Below are 17,022 nucleotides of genomic sequence, written 5' to 3' on the forward strand. Positions count from 1 at the left end.
TTTCCCCGGCATCCGCTGCCGAGTTGATAGCACGTTGAACCGGCCCCTCGTGCGAATGAACCGGCCTTTAACACTAACGCCGCGTGGGTTCCGGTAGAATCGAACGCGAATGACAGTGACCCGGCCATCACCGGGAAGTCTTCGGAAGAACAGACGCTCACCCTCGGGAGAACATCTCAGTAGAACCGAACGAGTCGGGCCCGTCACAGCCTGTGAACAAGCGGTCGCCCGGCAGTTGCGGGCGGCAAGCGAGGTGGTACCGCGGCGATTTCTACAGAATCGTTCGTCCTCGTGGAGCAGGGCCCCAGTGACCCGTCCCGGTAGGAGAAGTAATTTGTACCCCAAGAACCGCAACGCCGCCAGTGGCAGCAACCCCCTGAACGGCGAGCCCACGCCCGGCGCGAACATCGTTCCCTCCCCGAACTTTCCCGCACTCGAAAACGAGGTGCTCGAATTCTGGAAGAACGACGACACCTTCCAGGCGTCGATCGACCAGCGTGACGGCGCCGAGGAATGGACCTTCTACGACGGCCCGCCCTTCGCCAACGGCCTGCCGCACTACGGCCACCTGCTCACCGGGTACGCCAAAGACCTGTTCCCGCGGTTTCAGACCATGCGCGGCAAGCAGGTGCACCGCCGCTTCGGCTGGGACACCCACGGCCTGCCGGCCGAGCTCGAAGCCGAACGCAAGCTCGGCATCACCGACAAAAGCCAGATCGAAGAGATGGGCCTCGCCGCGTTCAACGCGGTCGCCCGGGAGTCGGTGCTCGAATACACCAAGGACTGGGAAGAGTACGTTACCCGCCAGGCCCGCTGGGTCGACTTCGACAACGACTACAAGACCCTCGACATCACCTTCATGGAGTCGGTGATCTGGGCCTTCAAGCAGCTGCACACCAAGGGCCTCGCCTACGAGGGCTATCGTGTGCTGCCGTACTGCTGGCGCGACCAGACCCCCCTTTCCAACCACGAACTGCGTATGGACGACGACGTCTACAAGATGCGCCAGGACCAGACCGTCACGGTCACCTTTCCGCTGATCGGCGCCAAGGCCGAAGCACTCGGCCTCACTGCCGTACGCGCCCTGGCCTGGACCACCACGCCGTGGACCCTGCCGACGAACTTCGCGCTCGCCGTTGGCCCCGAAATTGTCTACGCCGTGGTGCCGGCCGGCCCGAACGGCACGCCAGACGCCGAGGTGCTGCGCGAGGGAGCAGTAGCGTCAGCTGAGGTGCTCGGCGCCGAATACCTCATCGCGATCGACCTGGTCGGCAACTACGCGAAAGACCTCGGCTATGAGAACGCCGCGGAGGCATCCGCTGCCGTATCGCGCACCGTGCTGGGACGCGACCTCGAGGGCGTCAGCTACGACCGCCTATTCGATTACTACGCCGATGAAGCCGTTTGGGGCACCCAGAACGCGTGGCGCATCCTCGTCGCAGACTACGTCACCACGAGCGACGGTACCGGCATCGTGCATCAGGCGCCCGCCTACGGCGAGGAGGACCAGAAGATCGGTGAGGCCGCAGGAATCCCCGTCATCCTCTCGCTCGACGACGGCGGAAAGTTTCTCAGTGACATTCCCGAAGTGGCCGGTCAGCTCTGGAGCGACGCCAACAAGCCACTCACCGCGCTGCTCAAGGCCAACGGCCGGCTGCTGCGCCAGGCCAGCTACGAGCACTCCTACCCGCACTGCTGGCGTTGCCGCAATCCACTCATCTATAAGGCTGTGTCGAGCTGGTTCGTGCGCGTCACCGACTTTCGCCCGCGCATGGTCGAACTCAACCAGGAGGTGAACTGGGTTCCCGAAAATGTCAAAGACGGCCAGTTCGGCAAGTGGATCGGCAATGCCCGCGACTGGTCGATCAGCCGCAATAGGTACTGGGGGTCGCCGATTCCGGTCTGGAAGAGTGACAACCCCGATTACCCCCGAACGGATGTCTACGGCTCGCTCGACGAGCTCGAGGCCGACTTCGGCGTGCGCCCCACCGACCTGCATCGCCCTTACATCGACGAACTCACCCGGCCGAACCCCGACGACCCCACCGGCCAGTCCACGATGCGCCGCATCACCGACGTGCTCGACGTCTGGTTCGACTCCGGCTCGATGCCCTTCGCCCAGGTGCACTATCCGTTCGAGAACCGGGAATGGTTCGAAGCGCACAACCCGGCCGACTTCATCGTGGAGTACATCGGGCAGACCCGCGGCTGGTTCTACCTGCTGCACGTGCTCTCCACCGCCCTGTTCGACCGGCCGGCATTCAAGAACGTGGTCAGCCACGGCATCGTGCTCGGCAACGACGGCCAGAAGATGAGCAAGTCGCTGCGCAATTACCCCGACGTCAACGAGGTCTTCGACCGCGACGGCGCCGACGCCATGCGCTGGTTCCTGATGAGCTCGCCGGTGCTGCGCGGCGGAAATCTCGTCGTCACAGAGGAAGGCATCCGCGAGGGCGCCCGCCAGGTCATGCTGCCACTGTGGAGCACCTGGTATTTCTTCTCCCTCTACGCCAACGCCTCAGGAACCGACGGTGCCAGCGGCTACGAGGCCACCTGGCGCACCGATTCCACCGACGTGCTGGACCGCTACCTGCTCGCGAAGACCCGCGACCTGATCGTTGGAGTAACGAACGATCTCGAAGCACTCGACAGCACGGTTGCCGCCGCGCGCCTGCGCGACTTCGCCGACGTACTCACCAACTGGTACGTGCGCCGCTCACGCGACCGGTTCTGGGGCGGAGCAGCCGAAGGCGCCACGGCCCACGAAGCTTTCGACACCCTCTACACCGTTCTAGAAACCGTCTGCCGGGTCACCGCACCGCTGCTGCCGCTCGTCACCGAGCGCATCTGGCAGGGCCTGACCGGCGGTCGCAGTGTGCACCTCGAAGACTGGCCAGACGCCACCCTGTTCTCCGCCGACGAGAACCTCGTCGCCGCGATGGACCAGGTTCGCCTGATCAGTTCCACCGTGCTGTCGCTTCGCAAACAGGCCGGCCTGCGCGTGCGCCTGCCGCTGACCAACCTCACCGTCGTCACCGGCAACGCCGCAGCACTCACGTCATTCCTCGGCATCCTCCGCGACGAGCTCAACGTGAAGGCGGTCACCCTGATCGAGCTCGAAGATGACAGCGCCGCTGCCTACGGTGTCACGAGCAAACTCGTCGTCAACGCCCGGGCCGCAGGTCCCCGCCTCGGGAAGCAGGTACAGCACGTCATCAAGGCCGCTCGTGCCGGCGACTGGAGCGAGACCGACGGCGTTGTCACGGCCGGCGGCATCGCTCTCGAAGCGAGCGAATTCGAGCTGACCCTCGAGGCGAACAACGACGACGCTGACGGCGGAGCGGCCCTGGCGCTGCTGCCCGGCGGCGGGTTTGCGCTGCTCGCGACGAACACCACGCCCGAACTTGAGGCCGAGGGATTCGCCCGCGACCTTATCCGTGCCGTGCAGGACACCCGCAAGTCGGCCGGCTTTTCGGTGAGCGACCGCATCCGCCTCGATCTGGTGTTTCAGAGCGAAACGGATGCCGACTCCTTCGACCTCGCCCTCGGGGTCGATGTGGCGGCCGAGACACTCGCCACGAGCTTCACCACTCATCGTCCGTCAAGCGGGAAAATTCCCGCGGAGTTGCCGTCGGAGTGGCTCGAGGCTCGCGTCGGCGCCCCCGTCGAACACTACGTTCGGTTTGAAGCAGACCACTATGTCAACCAGGGCGCCGTCATTGTGGCCGTCGCACGAGTGAACGGAGCCATCCTTGTCTGAGAACGACAACCCCGCCGACGACACACCCGCCGACGACAGCACTGACTGGAAGAACATCACCGGGCGCGGCGACGACGAGGAGCCGATGAACCAGCCGGCTCCGCTCGATGCTTTTCGCGAAGCTGGCGATGCCGTTTTCGCTGAACTATTGCAGCGGGTGGGGGAGGCACAGCCGCAGCCGCGCCTCGCCCCGACCCGGCGCGCCCTCGATTTTCTCGGCGACCCGCAGGGGTCGTACCCGATCATCCACGTGGCCGGCACGAACGGCAAGACCAGCACGAGCCGCATCGTCGAGAGCATTGTGCGCGCGTACGGGTTACGCACCGGTCTGCTGACCAGCCCGCACCTGGTGCGACTTAACGAGCGCATCGTCATCGATGGCGAACCGATCAGCGACCAGATCCTCGCCGCGAACTGGGCTGATATCCAGCCCTACCTGCAGCTCGTCGACAAAGAACTCGAAGCCGCCGGCGAAGTGCCGTTGACGTTCTTCGAAGCGCTCACGGTGCTGGCCTTCGCCTGCTTTGCCGATGCCCCGGTGGACGTGGCCGTGGTCGAGGTGGGCATGGGTGGCGAGTGGGATTCCACGAATGTCGCCGACGGGCAGGTCGCGGTGTTCACGCCGATCGCTCTCGACCACACACTGCGCCTCGGCAATACCGTCGCCGAGATCGCGCGCACCAAGAGTGGCATCATCAAGCCGGCGGCATCCGTTGTGTCGGCCGCCCAGACCCCTGAAGTACAGGCCGAACTCGACCGTGCCGCCGAGCTCAGCGAATCGACTCTGGCGCGCGAGAACGAGGGCTTCGAACTGCTCTCGAGCACCGTCGCCGTCGGCGGGCAGGTTATCTCGGTGCGGGGTCTCGCTGGCACCTACAAGGATCTGTTCCTCCCGCTCTACGGCACCCATCAGGCCCAGAATGCGGCTGTAGCCATTGCCGCTGTCGAGTCGTTTCTCGGTGCTGGCAGCCAGGCCCTGGTCGGCGACCTGCTCGCCGAGGGGCTCGGCACCGCGACCTCACCCGGCCGTTTGCAGCTCGTCGGCATCGAGCCGACCGTGCTGGTGGATGCCGCGCACAACCCACACGGTGCCGTGGCCCTTGCCGCCGCCCTGGAGGCCTACTTCGACTTCGATGAAATCGCCGTGGTCGTTGGTATTTTGGCCGACAAGGATGCACAGGGTATCGTCGCTGCGCTCGCGCCCCAGGTCGATCGGTTCTACGTGACCGAGCCGCACTCGGAGCGGGCCGTGCGCATGGACGACCTCGCCGACAATGTCGCCGAGTGGACCAGCGAGCAGACCACTTTCCGCTTCGACGACCTGGCTTCCGCCCTCGACAGCGCCCGGGAATGGGCAGCCGAGGCACCCAAGCGTGCCGTGCTCGTTACCGGGTCGATCGTGCTCGTCGGCGAAGCGATCACCCTGGCCGCTGCCGGCGAATGGATGGAGAAATGAGCTCCGTGGCCGCCGACGGCGCAGACGCTGACTCTGGTGCAGGTCGGTTTCGCCGGTCGTCGGGCCCGCGCTCAGTGAAACGCTCGCTCGCTACCATCGTGCTCGGCTTCGAAACCATCGTCGTGTTTCTCGGCGCGGTGGTGACCCTTGGGCTGGTGTCGGTGGCGACCGAGCCGGGTCCGGTCTCACCGCTGGCGGTCATTATTGGCGGTGTGCTGCTGTGCCTGGCCATGGTCGCCCTGATCGCACTACTGCGTTTTCGCTGGTCCTACCCGATCGGCTGGCTGCTGCAGGCCGTCATCATCGCTACCGGGTTTGTTACCCCGGCCATGTTTTTTGTTGGCGCACTCTTTGCCGCCATGTGGACCTACTGCATGATCACCGGCTCACGAATAGACCACACGCATCCAGATCAACACAAGGAGATTGAATGAACACCCCGATCGAAGAAACCCTCGTTTTGGTCAAGCCCGACGGCGTCGCACGCAATCTGACCGGCGAAATCCTGCGCCGCATCGAGGCCAAGGGATACTCCCTCGTCGACGTGAAGCTGGTCGAACCCGACCGCTCGCTGCTCGCCGCGCACTACGCCGAGCACGCGGGCAAGCCATTCTATGAACCCCTCGTGGAATTCATGGAAAGCGGCCCCATCGTCGCGTTCCGCGTCGCCGGCAACCGCGTCATCGAGGGCTTCCGTGCCCTGGCTGGCACGACCGACCCCACGACCGCCGCGCCCGGTACCATCCGCGGCGACCTCGGCCGCGACTGGGGCTCAAAAGTTCAGCAGAACCTGGTGCACGGCTCGGACTCGCCCGAATCGGCCGCGCGTGAGCTCGCGCTCTGGTTCGACTGACCACAGCATCCACTAAGCGAAGGAGCGGCCCGTCTCACCAGTGAGACGGGCCGCTCCTGTCTGCAATAGCGCGTTACAGCCGGCTCAACACGTCCATGTTGACCTGCGCGACGATAAAGAAAACGATGTAGCAGACGATCGTTATGACGAATATCCAGGAATATGCGGCGTCGGCCACGCGGCGAACGGATGCCCCACCGGGCAGATTGCCCACCGTGAAGTTGTACAGTGTCACGGCTAAAAAGGCCGGTATGGTCACCGCCCAGGTCACCATGCACCACGGGCACAGCACATCCAGCACGAAAATACTCTGGCCGATCAACCAGATCACGAAAACAATTGCGGCGAGCATGCCGACGTTCAGGCCGACCCAGAACCAGCGGGCGAATTTGGCCCCGGCCAAAATGGCGACGCCGATCGTGATAACTACGCTCCAGGCGACGAGCCCGATCAGCGGGTTCGGAAAGCCGAGCACTGCGCCCTGGGGCGAGGCGAGGTTGGTCGCGCATCCGATGAGAACACTGAAGCTGCAGCTCAGTTGAGCGTTCGGATCCTCCAGCAGGTGAATCTTGTCGAGTGTGAGGGCGAATGCCGCTGCGAATGCGATTAATCCGGCGATGATCAGGAAGATAGCCAGGCCGGTTGGACGCTGAAAACGCTCTGTCTGAGGCACGCTTGCGATTATGCCACGCGTGCGGCGGGGGTTTGTTCGATTACATGCGATAATCGTTGGTAGTCGTTGAGCCGCGCTCAAGCAGACGCCACAGCGCTTAATGAGTACAAAGCTTGCCTGGGCAGTAGTCGCCCAGAATTAGGATCCCACGATCCGAAGTATTTGCAGCCAGAGCACAGTCCCCGAACAGCAACAGGGGGCAAAGCCGGTTGCCGCAGTAAAAAGTTCGCGGAATTGTCACGAAGGTGACAATTTCGCACGAGAGAGTAACCGGTGGGTGGCGCGGTCATCCACAGCGGTCAAGGAGCGCACCAGTGATGGTGGAAGACAACGAAAACAAGAAACGCAAGAGCCTGTTCGGCCCTCGCAAATCAACCAGAAAGGCGCCGGTCACCCGGTCGATAGAACCGGCGATCGAAACTCCGGCAACACCAATAGCCGCTGAGCGCGAGACCGCTGAGCCTGTACCCGCCAAGACAACCATCGCGGAGTACAACAACGTCACTGGAGCGCAGCAGATGACCGATGCCACGCCCGGAAACGACCCCGCGAACGACGAGCCAGCTGCGCCGGCAGCGGCACCCGTACGCCCGTCGTTGTCTCTGTTGTTCCAGGCACCGGAAATCCTGCCGATGACGGCACGCACGGGTATCCGCTCGCCGCAGGAGTCGCACCAACACGAGCGCGATCTGGATGACGACGAGGAAGAAGAGGCGACGACGGTTCGTCGTCGAGCCCGCCGTCGCACCGGTGACGAGAGTAGATCAGGCACCGACGACCCCGCCAACACGGTGGTCAAGGTGCGCGCCCCGCGCGAACCCGAACTCATCACCGAACCCCAGCGCATCAAGGGGTCCACAAGGCTCGAGGCAAAGAAGCAGCGTCGCCGCGACGGCCGTGACGCCGGTCGCCGCCGCCCGGTCATCACGGAGGCAGAGTTCCTCGCCCGCCGTGAGTCCGTCGACCGCCTCATGGTCGTGCGCGCCAAGCACAATAAAATCCAGATCGGTGTGCTCGAAGACGGCGTGCTGGTCGAGCACTACGTCGCCAAGAATCAGGATGCCTCGCTCATCGGCAACGTCTACCTCGGGCGAGTGCAGAACGTGCTCCCGAGCATGGAAGCCGCCTTCGTCGACATCGGGCGTGGTCGCAACGCCGTGCTCTACTCCGGTGAAGTTGACTGGGACGCCGCCGCCGAGAACTCCGGCAGCTCCAATCAGGCCCGCCGCATCGAACTCGCGCTCAAGCCGGGCGACAAGGTGCTCGTGCAGGTCACGAAAGATCCGATCGGGCACAAGGGCGCCCGCCTCACCAGTCAGGTTTCCCTGCCCGGCCGCTACCTGGTCTACGTACCCAACGGTTCGATGAACGGCATCAGCCGCAAGCTTCCCGACACCGAACGCGCTCGCCTGAAGAAGATCCTCAAAGAGGTTCTTCCCGACAACGTTGGCGTTATCGTGCGCACCGCAGCCGAGGGCGCGACCGACGAGCAGCTCACCGTCGATGTCAACCGGCTTCGTGAGCAGTGGGCGAGCATCGCTGAGCAGGTCGAGTCCGCGCAAGCCCCCGCAGAACTGCACAGCGAGCCGGACCTGCTGGTCAAAATCGTGCGGGACGTCTTCAACGAGGACTTCCAGCGCATGGTCGTGGCCGGCCCCGACGTGCGCTCCACGATCGAGACTTACCTCAGCCAGGTCGCTCCCGACCTGCTTGAGCGCGTGGAAACCTACGAGGGCGAAGTCGATGCCTTCGACGAGTTCCGCATCTCGGAGCAGATCGAAAAGGCTCTCGACCGCAAGGTCTGGCTGCCGTCCGGCGGATCCCTCGTGATCGACCGCACCGAAGCCATGACCGTCGTCGACGTCAACACCGGCAAGTTCGTCGGCAGCGGCGGAAACCTCGAAGAGACCGTCACCAAGAACAACCTGGAAGCGGCCGAAGAGATCGTGCGCCAGCTGCGCCTGCGCGACATCGGCGGCATCATCGTCGTCGACTTCATCGACATGGTGCTCGAGAGCAACCGCGACCTCGTGTCGCGTCGCCTGATCGAATGCCTCAGCCGTGACCGCACCAAGCACCAGGTGGCCGAGGTCACCTCGCTCGGACTCGTACAGATGACCCGCAAGAAGCTCGGCCTCGGGCTGCTGGAATCGTTCAGCGAAAACTGTGAGGCCTGCGCCGGCCGCGGCATCATCGTGCACCACGACCCCGTCATCAAGCACCGCCAGACCGCACAGCCGCCGCAGGAACGCCGCCCACGCGCCAAGGGCAGCAGCAATGCGACCGGCGCCAATGGTGGAGCAAACAGCGCTTCCGGAAACGGCCGCGACAGCTCGGGCCAGCGCGACAGCAGCACCGGGTTCGACGCGCCGAAGAGTGGTCAGGGCACCCACGGCATCACAGAGGACGCCAAGCAGGCTCTCGCGCTGATCGCCGCTCGTACCATCACCCGCACCGGCTCCATCGCGATCATCCCGGCGCCGGATGCGCGGGCAGCGGATGCTGACGCAGCGACGGTCGCGCCGGTCGCCACCGAGGCGACCAGCACCCCGCAGGCCACCGAACAGGCCAGCACCGAACAGGCCAGCACCGAACAGGGCAGCACCGAGCCGGTCGAACCGGCGAACCCCGAGCGTTCACGCGGCCGTCAGTCGCGCTCGCGCGGTCAAGGCGGGCGCGGCCAGCAGTCGCGGTCGGAGCAAGCGCGTGCCCGCCAGGCCAGCACCGAGCTTGCCAGCACGGAGCAGGCCAACACGGAACAGGCCAACACGGAGCAGGCCGAGGCAGCGGTATTCGCTACGCCGGTCACCGAACCGGTCGTCGACACCGTCGCCACAGCAGCAGCGCCTCGCACCCGCGGTGGTCGCAGTGCCCTGCCGGCTGGCGCGCCGGCCGTGCAGTCGCCCGTGACCGGTACCTCGGAGTCCGTCGATATCCTCGATATTCCGGTGAAGAAGTCGACGCGCACCGCGCGGCGCCCCAGCAAACAGGTCACTGACCAGCTGCTGGACTCGGTGCTGGACTCGCTGCCGGAACCGAAGCTTCCCGGCCAGGGACGCGCCCGCAGCCGCCGCGTCACGACCGCCGGAGGTTCCGGTGGGCAGACTATTTTGACCGCGACGGGTACGGCGACCTCCGCGTCGACACCCAGCCGGCCGCCACACGGCGAGTAGGCGCCCGATAGAAGTCAGACGGTAACGCAATGGGCGGGCAGTTCCCTCCCCTGCGGCGATGGCCTTTTGGCCTCACCGTGGGGGTGTTGGTGGTGCTCGCCGTTTTCGTCGTGCGGGCGCTGTCGCCCGCCTTCGTCAACGATCAGCTGAGCGATTTTCAACTGCCCGACCGGGTGCAAGACACCCTGACGCTGGCGATCAGCGTCATCATCGAGTCGGTACCCTTCGTTTTCCTGGGTATTCTGCTCTCGGCGGTCGTGCAAGTCTGGCTGCCACACGGCGTTTTGGCCCGACGCCTGCCGCGCAACCCGATCCTGCGGCGTGCGTCGATTTCGCTGCTCGGCATGTTCTTCCCGGTCTGCGAGTGCGGTAACGTGCCGCTCGCGCGCGGATTCATGGTGGGCGGGTTCACCGTGTCCGAATCGATCACTTTTCTGCTCGCCGCTCCCATTTTGAATCCGATCACCATAATCACCACGCACCAGGCCTTCGGCTGGGACGGCCACATTCTGGTGGCGCGGTTGGTCGGCGGATTCCTCATCGCCAACGTGGTGGGCTGGCTGTTCAGCAAGCACCCCGACCCGCAGAGCCTGCTGACGACCAGGTTCGCGGCGGCCTGCGCCGTCGGCTCCACGAGCGGGCACGATCATGCGCACGCTCGCGAGAGCCGGTTCAGTCAGACCACCGAGATTTTCATTCGCGAAACCTCGGTCATCATGCCGGCCTTGTTCATCGGTTCCGCCGTGGCCGCGCTCACCCAGGTCTTCGTGCCGCGGTCGGTGCTGCTCGCCCTCGGCAGTAACCCGGTCTGGTCGGTGCTCGCCATGATGGCCCTGGCCTTCATCGTGGCGGTCTGCTCCAACGTTGATGCCTTCTTCGTGCTGTCGTTCGGCAGTACCTTTCTGCCCGGCGGAATCGTGGCCTTCCTGGTGTTCGGGGCCCTGATCGACGTCAAAATGCTCGCTCTCATGCGCACGACCTTCACGAGCCGTACCCTGGTGCAGATCACGCTCGTGGTGGGGCTGATGAGTGCGGCCCTCGGATTACTGGTGAACTATGTTGCCTAACGGAAAGTTGTCAGGGGCCCTAAGGTATTGGGCTGAGCGGTGGCAGGGCGTGCTGCTCAGCCTCGTGGTGGTCGTCGCGACGCTGTGGCTGGCCCTGAGCGGCCAGCTTGGCCTCTACATTCACCCCCGCTACTTCGTCTTCACGATCGCCATGGCTGTCATTGGGCTCGTGCTGGTCGGTGCCGGGTTCGCCCGTCGCCGCGGTTTCGAGGTCGAACGCACCGGCCGCATCGCAACAACGCTCACCGGGGTCGGAGTCGTGCTCCTGGTGATCATGGGTGTCGCCATGGTCGTCGTTCCGCCGACCACCCTGACCAGCGCCACCGCGACCCAGCGCGAGGTGAACTCCGGCGGGCTCGGCACCGAGGACGACACCGACCAGGCCGCTGCGCTCATCGGCACCGGCGACTTCGAGCAGCTCAGCGTGCGGGAATGGGTCTCCCTGCTCGCGCAGTCCTCCGATCCCGGGTTCTACGCCGACAAGACCGCGCAGGTCACCGGATTCGTAACGCCCGATGCCCAGGATCCCGAGAACGTGTTCTACGTGGCCCGATTCGTCGTCACCTGCTGCGCCGTCGACGCCCAGCCGATCGGTGTTCCGGTCTACCTTCCGGGCTGGCAGGCCGAGTACGAGATCGATGACTGGGTACAGGTCACCGGCCGGTTCGAGCCGAGCGTGAGTGCGGCGGCGAGCGACCCGCTCGCGATCACCCCGGTCGAGATCCTTCCCGTTGACCAGCCGAAGGACCCCTATGTCTACTGAGCTCACGACGGATCTGCTCACCGGCCAACCGCTCCGGCCACGGTCGATGCGGCCATTCCGCCGCACCCTCTGGATGCTCGTGGGCGGCCTGGTCGCGGCCTGCCTCGCCCTCGTCGCCGTCAACCTGCTGACCGGCCCCCGGCTCATCGACGTCGACGTCGATACGACTGCCGTGGTCTCGACGCCAAACGCACGCCTGGTGCTCGCGACGAACCGTCAATTGGCCTTGGTCGCGCCCGAGCAGGTCAGGATCGAGCCGGCCACAGCCTTCCAGGTGACAACGAGCGCGAATTCCGTCGTGATCTCCTTTCCCCAGCCACTCGCTTACAACACCGACTACGAGGTCTCCGTGCGGGGGACCACCGGCACGGCTGTCGACCGCAAAGGAACGCTCAGCGCGGAATTCAGCACGAGCGAACCGCCGCTCTACTACCTCAGTCGTGCGCAGCCGGCCGCCGAAGCAGGAATGCGCGGCACCGACCGCATCCTGCGCACCACGACCGGTTCGACCGACACCGACGTGGTCTTCCAATCCGCGAACATCCAGCAATTCGTGCCGATGGGCAGCGAACTCGCCGTGGTCACCGTCAACCCCGATCTGGCCAACGCGCTCTACCGCGTCGACGCCGACGGCACCGCCGAAGTCCTCAACCTGCCCGGCGTCGGCCTCGTGTACGACCTGCAGGCGGCACCCGGTGCGTCCCTGCTCGGTTTTCGTTTTACCAGCGCAGCGGATGCCGCCGGCCCGCACTACGAGAACGTGCTGTTCGTGCTCGACCTACGCACCAATGTCGCCAGGGCCGTCACAGGCCTCGAAGGCGACCCGCTGAGTGTCACGACCTGGGGTTTCATGCACGGTCGCGCTGACATCATCGCGCAGCAATACGACTCGACCTTGCTGCTGATCAATCCGCAAAACCAGTCAGGTGGCAACCCACTCGAAAACGAACCCGAATTCGCCATACCGGTTCCGTTGGGGCAATTCGCCAACCTCACCGCGTTCGCACCCGACGGGGTACGCATCGCCGTCTCTGACCGCGACGGCCAGTACGTGCTCGACCTCTCGCAGGGCACAGAGTCGCCCATCGTGCCGCAGAGCGTGGCCGGTACTACCCAGTACACGGCCGAGCTACGCTTTCGCGCCGGGGGAGTCGGCTCCGAATCCGACGGTTATGTGCAGCGGGTCGCCGAGTTCGACGCCGCCACCGGCTCGGTCAGACAATATCTCTCGCTGGTGCAGGGTGGTGAGGCGCGCACCGTCTATTCACCGGCATCCGCTGATGAAACCATCGTCGGTTTCGAGCTCTCGCCGAACGACCAGTTCCTGGCGGTGCAGATCGTGCCGAACCGTGACACCGAGCTCTCCGACGGATATCCGGTCAATGCTCAGGCAACGGATGCGACGACCCTGTTCGTGAACGTGGCCACCGGCGCCGTGCGCCGCAGCGTGCTGGGCTTCGACGCCACCTGGCAGTAGCCGAGCGCTACAGTCCTCGCCGCTCCCGGGCAGTCACACGCAGCCCACTGGAGCGCAGCCGCACGATCATCTCGCGAAAACTCACCGGGAGCGCCCCTGCGGCGACCAGGTCGGCGTAGCGAGCCTCAGGGACGTCGTAGTGGTCACGGTCGAAACCACGCCGCGGAATACCGGCTGCGGCCGCGAATGCGTGCAATTCTTCAAGATCCGTGTCGCTCACGAGGTGTGCCCACACTGTTCCGTGCGCCGGCCAGCTAGGCTGGTCGATAAGTATTGCCATGATCGAAGTCTACGAGCCGCACTGGTTCAGACACCGTGGTTCAGACATCGTGGATTAGACACGCCGCACCATTGGTTTGACCACGGGTAGCGGATCAGGTAAAGTCAACCCTTGGTGTGCGTTAGTTATATAAACGCCAATACCGAGGTTTCCTGAGTGCGCTGGGCCAGCCGGTTCGTGTACTGCAGTGAATACAGCAGTCAAGTTAGAGCAGCGAGTTTCCGCAAATCGGAGCCTTGGGCTCCCCAGAGATTGGTACGTAAAGTGGTTTACGCAGTTGTGCGCGCCGGAGGGCGGCAGGAGAAGGTAGAGGTCGGTACCATCGTGACGATGGACCGAATCAAGGCTGACAAGGACGGCAACGTCGAGCTGGCCGCCGTGCTTCTCGTCGACGGCGACAAGATCACCTCTGACTCTACGTCGCTGGCCAAGATCAAGGTCACCGCCGAGGTTTTGAACAACCTTCGCGGTCCGAAGATCGTCATCCAGAAGTTCAAGAACAAGACCGGGTACAAGAAGCGTCAGGGGCACCGTCAGGAGCTCACTCGCGTTCAGGTTACCGGCATCGCCTAGGCCTGAGGAGATAGACAGATGGCACACAAAAAAGGTGCGAGTTCCACTCGCAACGGTCGTGACTCGAACGCCCAGCGCCTCGGCGTAAAGCGCTTCGGAGGTCAGGTTGTCGGCGCGGGCGAGATCATCGTTCGTCAGCGCGGCACGCACTTCCACCCCGGTATCAACGTCGGCCGTGGCGGAGACGACACGCTCTTCGCCCTTGAGGCCGGCTCCGTGCAGTTCGGCGCCAAGGGTGGCCGCAAGGTCATCAACATCGTGGTCGCAACCGCGTAGGTTCCACAGCACAGCACTTTTTAGCACAGCGTCAGGGCGGGCTTCGGTCCGCCCTGACGTGTTTGTCCGTGACAGATTTGTGCATCAACCAGTTCTACCGCACTAGTTTCATAGCACCGTGTTTTGAAGCATTTCTTGCGCCACCTGAAAGGGGCACTCCATGGCCACATTCGTTGACCACGTGACGCTGCATTTACGAGCGGGCAATGGAGGAAACGGATGCGTTTCGGTCAAGCGCGAGAAGTTCAAACCCCTAGCCGGCCCCGATGGCGGTAACGGCGGCGGCGGCGGAGACCTCGTGCTCGTCGCCGATCCGAGTACGACCACCCTGCTCGGTTACCACCGTTCGCCGCACCGCAGCTCCGACAACGGTGGACCAGGTATGGGGGACCACCGCAATGGTCACAACGGGGACATGCGCGAGCTCATGGTGCCCATCGGCACGGTCGTCAAAGACGTTGAGGGCAACCAGCTCCTCGATATGAACGAACCCGGCCTGCGCCTCATCGTTGCGCCCGGCGGCCAGGGCGGGCTCGGTAACGCTGCCCTCGCTTCGACCAAGCGCAAGGCCCCCGGCTTCGCACTGCTCGGCACGCTCGGCTGGGAAGGCGACGTCTATCTCGAGCTCAAGACCGTAGCGGATGTCGCCCTGGTCGGTTATCCCTCGGCTGGCAAGTCCAGCCTCATCGCCGCCATGAGCGCGGCTCGGCCGAAGATCGCCGACTACCCGTTCACCACGCTGCACCCCAACCTCGGCGTCGTCGAGTCGGGCGAATCGCGCTACACCATCGCCGACGTACCGGGCCTCATCGAGGGAGCGAGCGAAGGCAAGGGCCTCGGCCTCGAGTTTTTGCGGCACGTTGAACGCTGCACCGCCCTGCTGCACGTGCTGGACTGTGCCACGCTCGAGCCCGGCCGTGATCCGATCAGCGACCTCGACGTCATCCTCGGCGAACTCGACGCTTACCCGGTGCCAGAGGGCCAGAAGCCGCTGCTGCAGCGCTCGCAACTCATCGCCCTGAACAAGATCGACGTGCCGGAAGGCCGGGAACTGGCGTCCTTCGTCAAAGCCGACCTCGAAGCGCGCGGTTACCGCGTGTTCGAGATCTCCAGCGTCACTCACGAGGGGCTTAAACAACTCAACTACGCTCTCGCCGAGGTCGTGGAACAGGGCCGTGCCGAGGCCGCCGCAGCCGAGGCGAAGAAGCCGCGCATCATCATCCGTCCCAAGGCCGTCGACGAGGGTGGCTTCGTTATTAAGGTCGAGGGTGGCACCTTCGGCAACATTTACCGCATCCTCGGTACCAAGCCGGAACGCTGGATTCAACAAACCGACTTCACCAACGATGAAGCCGTCGGCTTCCTCGCCGACCGGCTCGCCAAACTCGGCATCGAGAACGAGCTCTACAAGTCGGGTGCCATCGCCGGTTCGACCGTCATCATCGGCCCTGGCCACGGTGTCGTCTTCGACTGGGAGCCGACGCTGACCTCGACCGCCGAGCTCATCACCGCTCCGCGCGGCACCGATTCCCGTCTCGACGAGCCCAAGCGCCGTACGAGCAATGAACGCCGCGAGGAATACTTCGGTCGGATGGACGCCAAGTCCTCGGCCCGCGCCGAGCTGATCCGTGAGCGCGAAGCCGGCATGTGGCAGACCGGCGAAGAGGAATACAACGAAGACGTGCGCCTCGCCGACGTGGAGTTGACGACCGATGGGGCAGTTGCTTCCTCCGACACCTCGCCGGCGGACGAAGACGAGACCGAGGTCGACAGCGACACGGCGGAGGCAGATCAGAAGTGAGTGGCTTAGCCAGAGAAAACGTAGCAGGCGCGAAACGCGTCGTTGTGAAAGTTGGGTCCTCGTCGATCAGCGGCGAGAATTCCGACCAGATCACGCCCCTCGTAGACGCCCTGGCCGAGGCATACGGTCGTGGAACCGAGGTGGTACTGATATCTTCGGGTGCCGTCGCCACCGGAATGCCGTTCCTGAACCTCGAAGAGCGACCCAGCGATGTCGCCACGCAGCAGGCAGCCGCCGCCGTCGGGCAGAACGTATTGATTTTTCGCTACCAGGAAAGTCTGGACCGCTACGGCATCGCGGCCGGCACGGTGCTGCTGACCGAGGGCGACGCCCTCAAGGAGCCGCACCGCAGCAACACGCGGCGCGCGCTCGAACGCCTGCTCGACCTGCGCATTCTGCCCGTCGTCAACGAGAACGACACTGTCGCCGTCTACGGTTTGCGGTTTGGAAGCAACGACCGCCTCGCTGCGCTGGTAGCAACCCTCATCCGTGCGGACCTGCTGATCATGCTCAGCGACGTCGATGCGCTGTACACCAAGCCCCCGCACCTGCCGGGGGCGGAGAAGCTCGACTTTATTGCCGCGGATGACCCGCTCGATGGTTTCGAATTCAGCTCGAGTGGAGCAACCGGTGTCGGCACAGGGGGAGCGAGTACCAAGGTCGTGGCAGCCCGTCTGGCAACCGAGGCCGGCACCGCTGTTTTGGTGACGTCGACGGAGCTGGCTGGCGCAGCCCTCCGGGGCGAGCACGTCGGCACCTGGTTCGAACCAAGAGCGAGTGAAGAGCGCCGAGCGCTGCTCTAGTGAAGTTTGGGAATGCGCACTGAGGTACTCTTCGGGCGTCACCACCTGGCTCGTGGCGGTGAAAAGC

At 64.5% G+C, this 17,022-nt stretch carries 14 protein-coding genes; 12 read left to right on the plus strand and 2 right to left on the minus strand.

Features of this window, described 5'->3' with window-relative positions; all coding sequences use genetic code 11:
• The first annotated feature begins 376 nt into the window (after positions 1–376).
• The 4 genes from ileS to ndk all read left to right on the plus strand — a co-directional run bounded on the left by ileS (position 377) and on the right by ndk (position 6,069).
• Positions 377–3,760, plus strand: coding sequence for an isoleucine--tRNA ligase (ileS, locus tag E3T39_RS02285; protein WP_241979482.1), 3,384 nt, complete (start codon positions 377–379; stop codon positions 3,758–3,760).
• Positions 3,761–3,845: 85 nt separating this feature from the next.
• Positions 3,846–5,216, plus strand: a complete 1,371-nt coding sequence (locus tag E3T39_RS02290) for a bifunctional folylpolyglutamate synthase/dihydrofolate synthase (protein WP_134513284.1) — start codon at positions 3,846–3,848, stop codon at positions 5,214–5,216.
• On the plus strand, positions 5,213–5,650 hold the full coding sequence (locus E3T39_RS02295) for a DUF4233 domain-containing protein (protein ID WP_241979460.1): 438 nt from the start codon (positions 5,213–5,215) through the stop codon (positions 5,648–5,650). The genes E3T39_RS02290 and E3T39_RS02295 overlap by 4 nt, the downstream gene beginning before the upstream one ends.
• Positions 5,647–6,069 carry a nucleoside-diphosphate kinase gene (gene ndk / locus E3T39_RS02300; RefSeq protein WP_092450801.1) on the plus strand — a complete coding sequence of 141 codons (423 nt, stop codon included), beginning with the start codon at positions 5,647–5,649 and terminating at the stop codon, positions 6,067–6,069. Before E3T39_RS02295 ends, ndk begins: the two co-directional genes overlap by 4 nt.
• 73 nt (positions 6,070–6,142) lie before the next feature.
• Here ndk and E3T39_RS02305 read toward each other — a convergent pair whose 3' ends face one another.
• Positions 6,143–6,742 carry a vitamin K epoxide reductase family protein gene (locus tag E3T39_RS02305; protein ID WP_166784013.1) on the minus strand — a complete coding sequence of 200 codons (600 nt, stop codon included), beginning with the start codon at positions 6,740–6,742 and terminating at the stop codon, positions 6,143–6,145.
• 320 nt (positions 6,743–7,062) lie between these two features.
• Between E3T39_RS02305 and E3T39_RS02310 the strand changes: the two genes are divergently transcribed.
• From E3T39_RS02310 to E3T39_RS02325, 4 genes are read left to right on the plus strand one after another with little or no spacing between them, the layout of a single operon-like run.
• Positions 7,063–9,915, plus strand: a complete 2,853-nt coding sequence (locus E3T39_RS02310) for an Rne/Rng family ribonuclease (RefSeq protein ID WP_478213411.1) — start codon at positions 7,063–7,065, stop codon at positions 9,913–9,915.
• A 29-nt stretch (positions 9,916–9,944) separates the two neighbouring features.
• Positions 9,945–10,982, plus strand: coding sequence for a permease (locus tag E3T39_RS02315; protein ID WP_134513126.1), 1,038 nt, complete (start codon positions 9,945–9,947; stop codon positions 10,980–10,982).
• A gap of 49 nt (positions 10,983–11,031) precedes the next feature.
• Complete coding sequence (locus tag E3T39_RS02320; RefSeq protein WP_241979461.1) at positions 11,032–11,745, plus strand: TIGR03943 family putative permease subunit; 714 nt, start codon at positions 11,032–11,034, stop codon at positions 11,743–11,745.
• On the plus strand, positions 11,735–13,222 hold the full coding sequence (locus E3T39_RS02325) for a hypothetical protein (protein WP_134513128.1): 1,488 nt from the start codon (positions 11,735–11,737) through the stop codon (positions 13,220–13,222). The genes E3T39_RS02320 and E3T39_RS02325 overlap by 11 nt, the downstream gene beginning before the upstream one ends.
• Positions 13,223–13,229: 7 nt before the next feature.
• Here the strand turns inward: E3T39_RS02325 and E3T39_RS02330 are convergent, their stop codons facing one another.
• Complete coding sequence (locus E3T39_RS02330) at positions 13,230–13,502, minus strand: DUF4031 domain-containing protein (protein ID WP_134513129.1); 273 nt, start codon at positions 13,500–13,502, stop codon at positions 13,230–13,232.
• A 264-nt stretch (positions 13,503–13,766) separates the two neighbouring features.
• On the opposite strand from E3T39_RS02330, the gene rplU reads away from it, so the two are divergent.
• The 4 genes from rplU to proB all read left to right on the plus strand — a co-directional run bounded on the left by rplU (position 13,767) and on the right by proB (position 16,955).
• A complete protein-coding gene (gene rplU / locus E3T39_RS02335) occupies positions 13,767–14,075 on the plus strand; it encodes a 50S ribosomal protein L21 (protein ID WP_104081810.1) in 309 nt (102 codons plus the stop codon).
• 18 nt (positions 14,076–14,093) lie between these two features.
• Positions 14,094–14,351 carry a 50S ribosomal protein L27 gene (rpmA, locus tag E3T39_RS02340; RefSeq protein WP_134513130.1) on the plus strand — a complete coding sequence of 86 codons (258 nt, stop codon included), beginning with the start codon at positions 14,094–14,096 and terminating at the stop codon, positions 14,349–14,351.
• 160 nt (positions 14,352–14,511) lie between these two features.
• Positions 14,512–16,152, plus strand: coding sequence for a GTPase ObgE (obgE, locus tag E3T39_RS02345; protein WP_134513131.1), 1,641 nt, complete (start codon positions 14,512–14,514; stop codon positions 16,150–16,152).
• A complete protein-coding gene (gene proB / locus E3T39_RS02350) occupies positions 16,149–16,955 on the plus strand; it encodes a glutamate 5-kinase (protein ID WP_134513132.1) in 807 nt (268 codons plus the stop codon). Before obgE ends, proB begins: the two co-directional genes overlap by 4 nt.
• The last annotated feature ends 67 nt before the right edge of the window (positions 16,956–17,022 follow it).

The organism is Cryobacterium suzukii (genome assembly GCF_004403185.1).
In the GTDB taxonomy this organism is placed as follows: Bacteria; Actinomycetota; Actinomycetes; order Actinomycetales; family Microbacteriaceae; genus Cryobacterium; species Cryobacterium suzukii.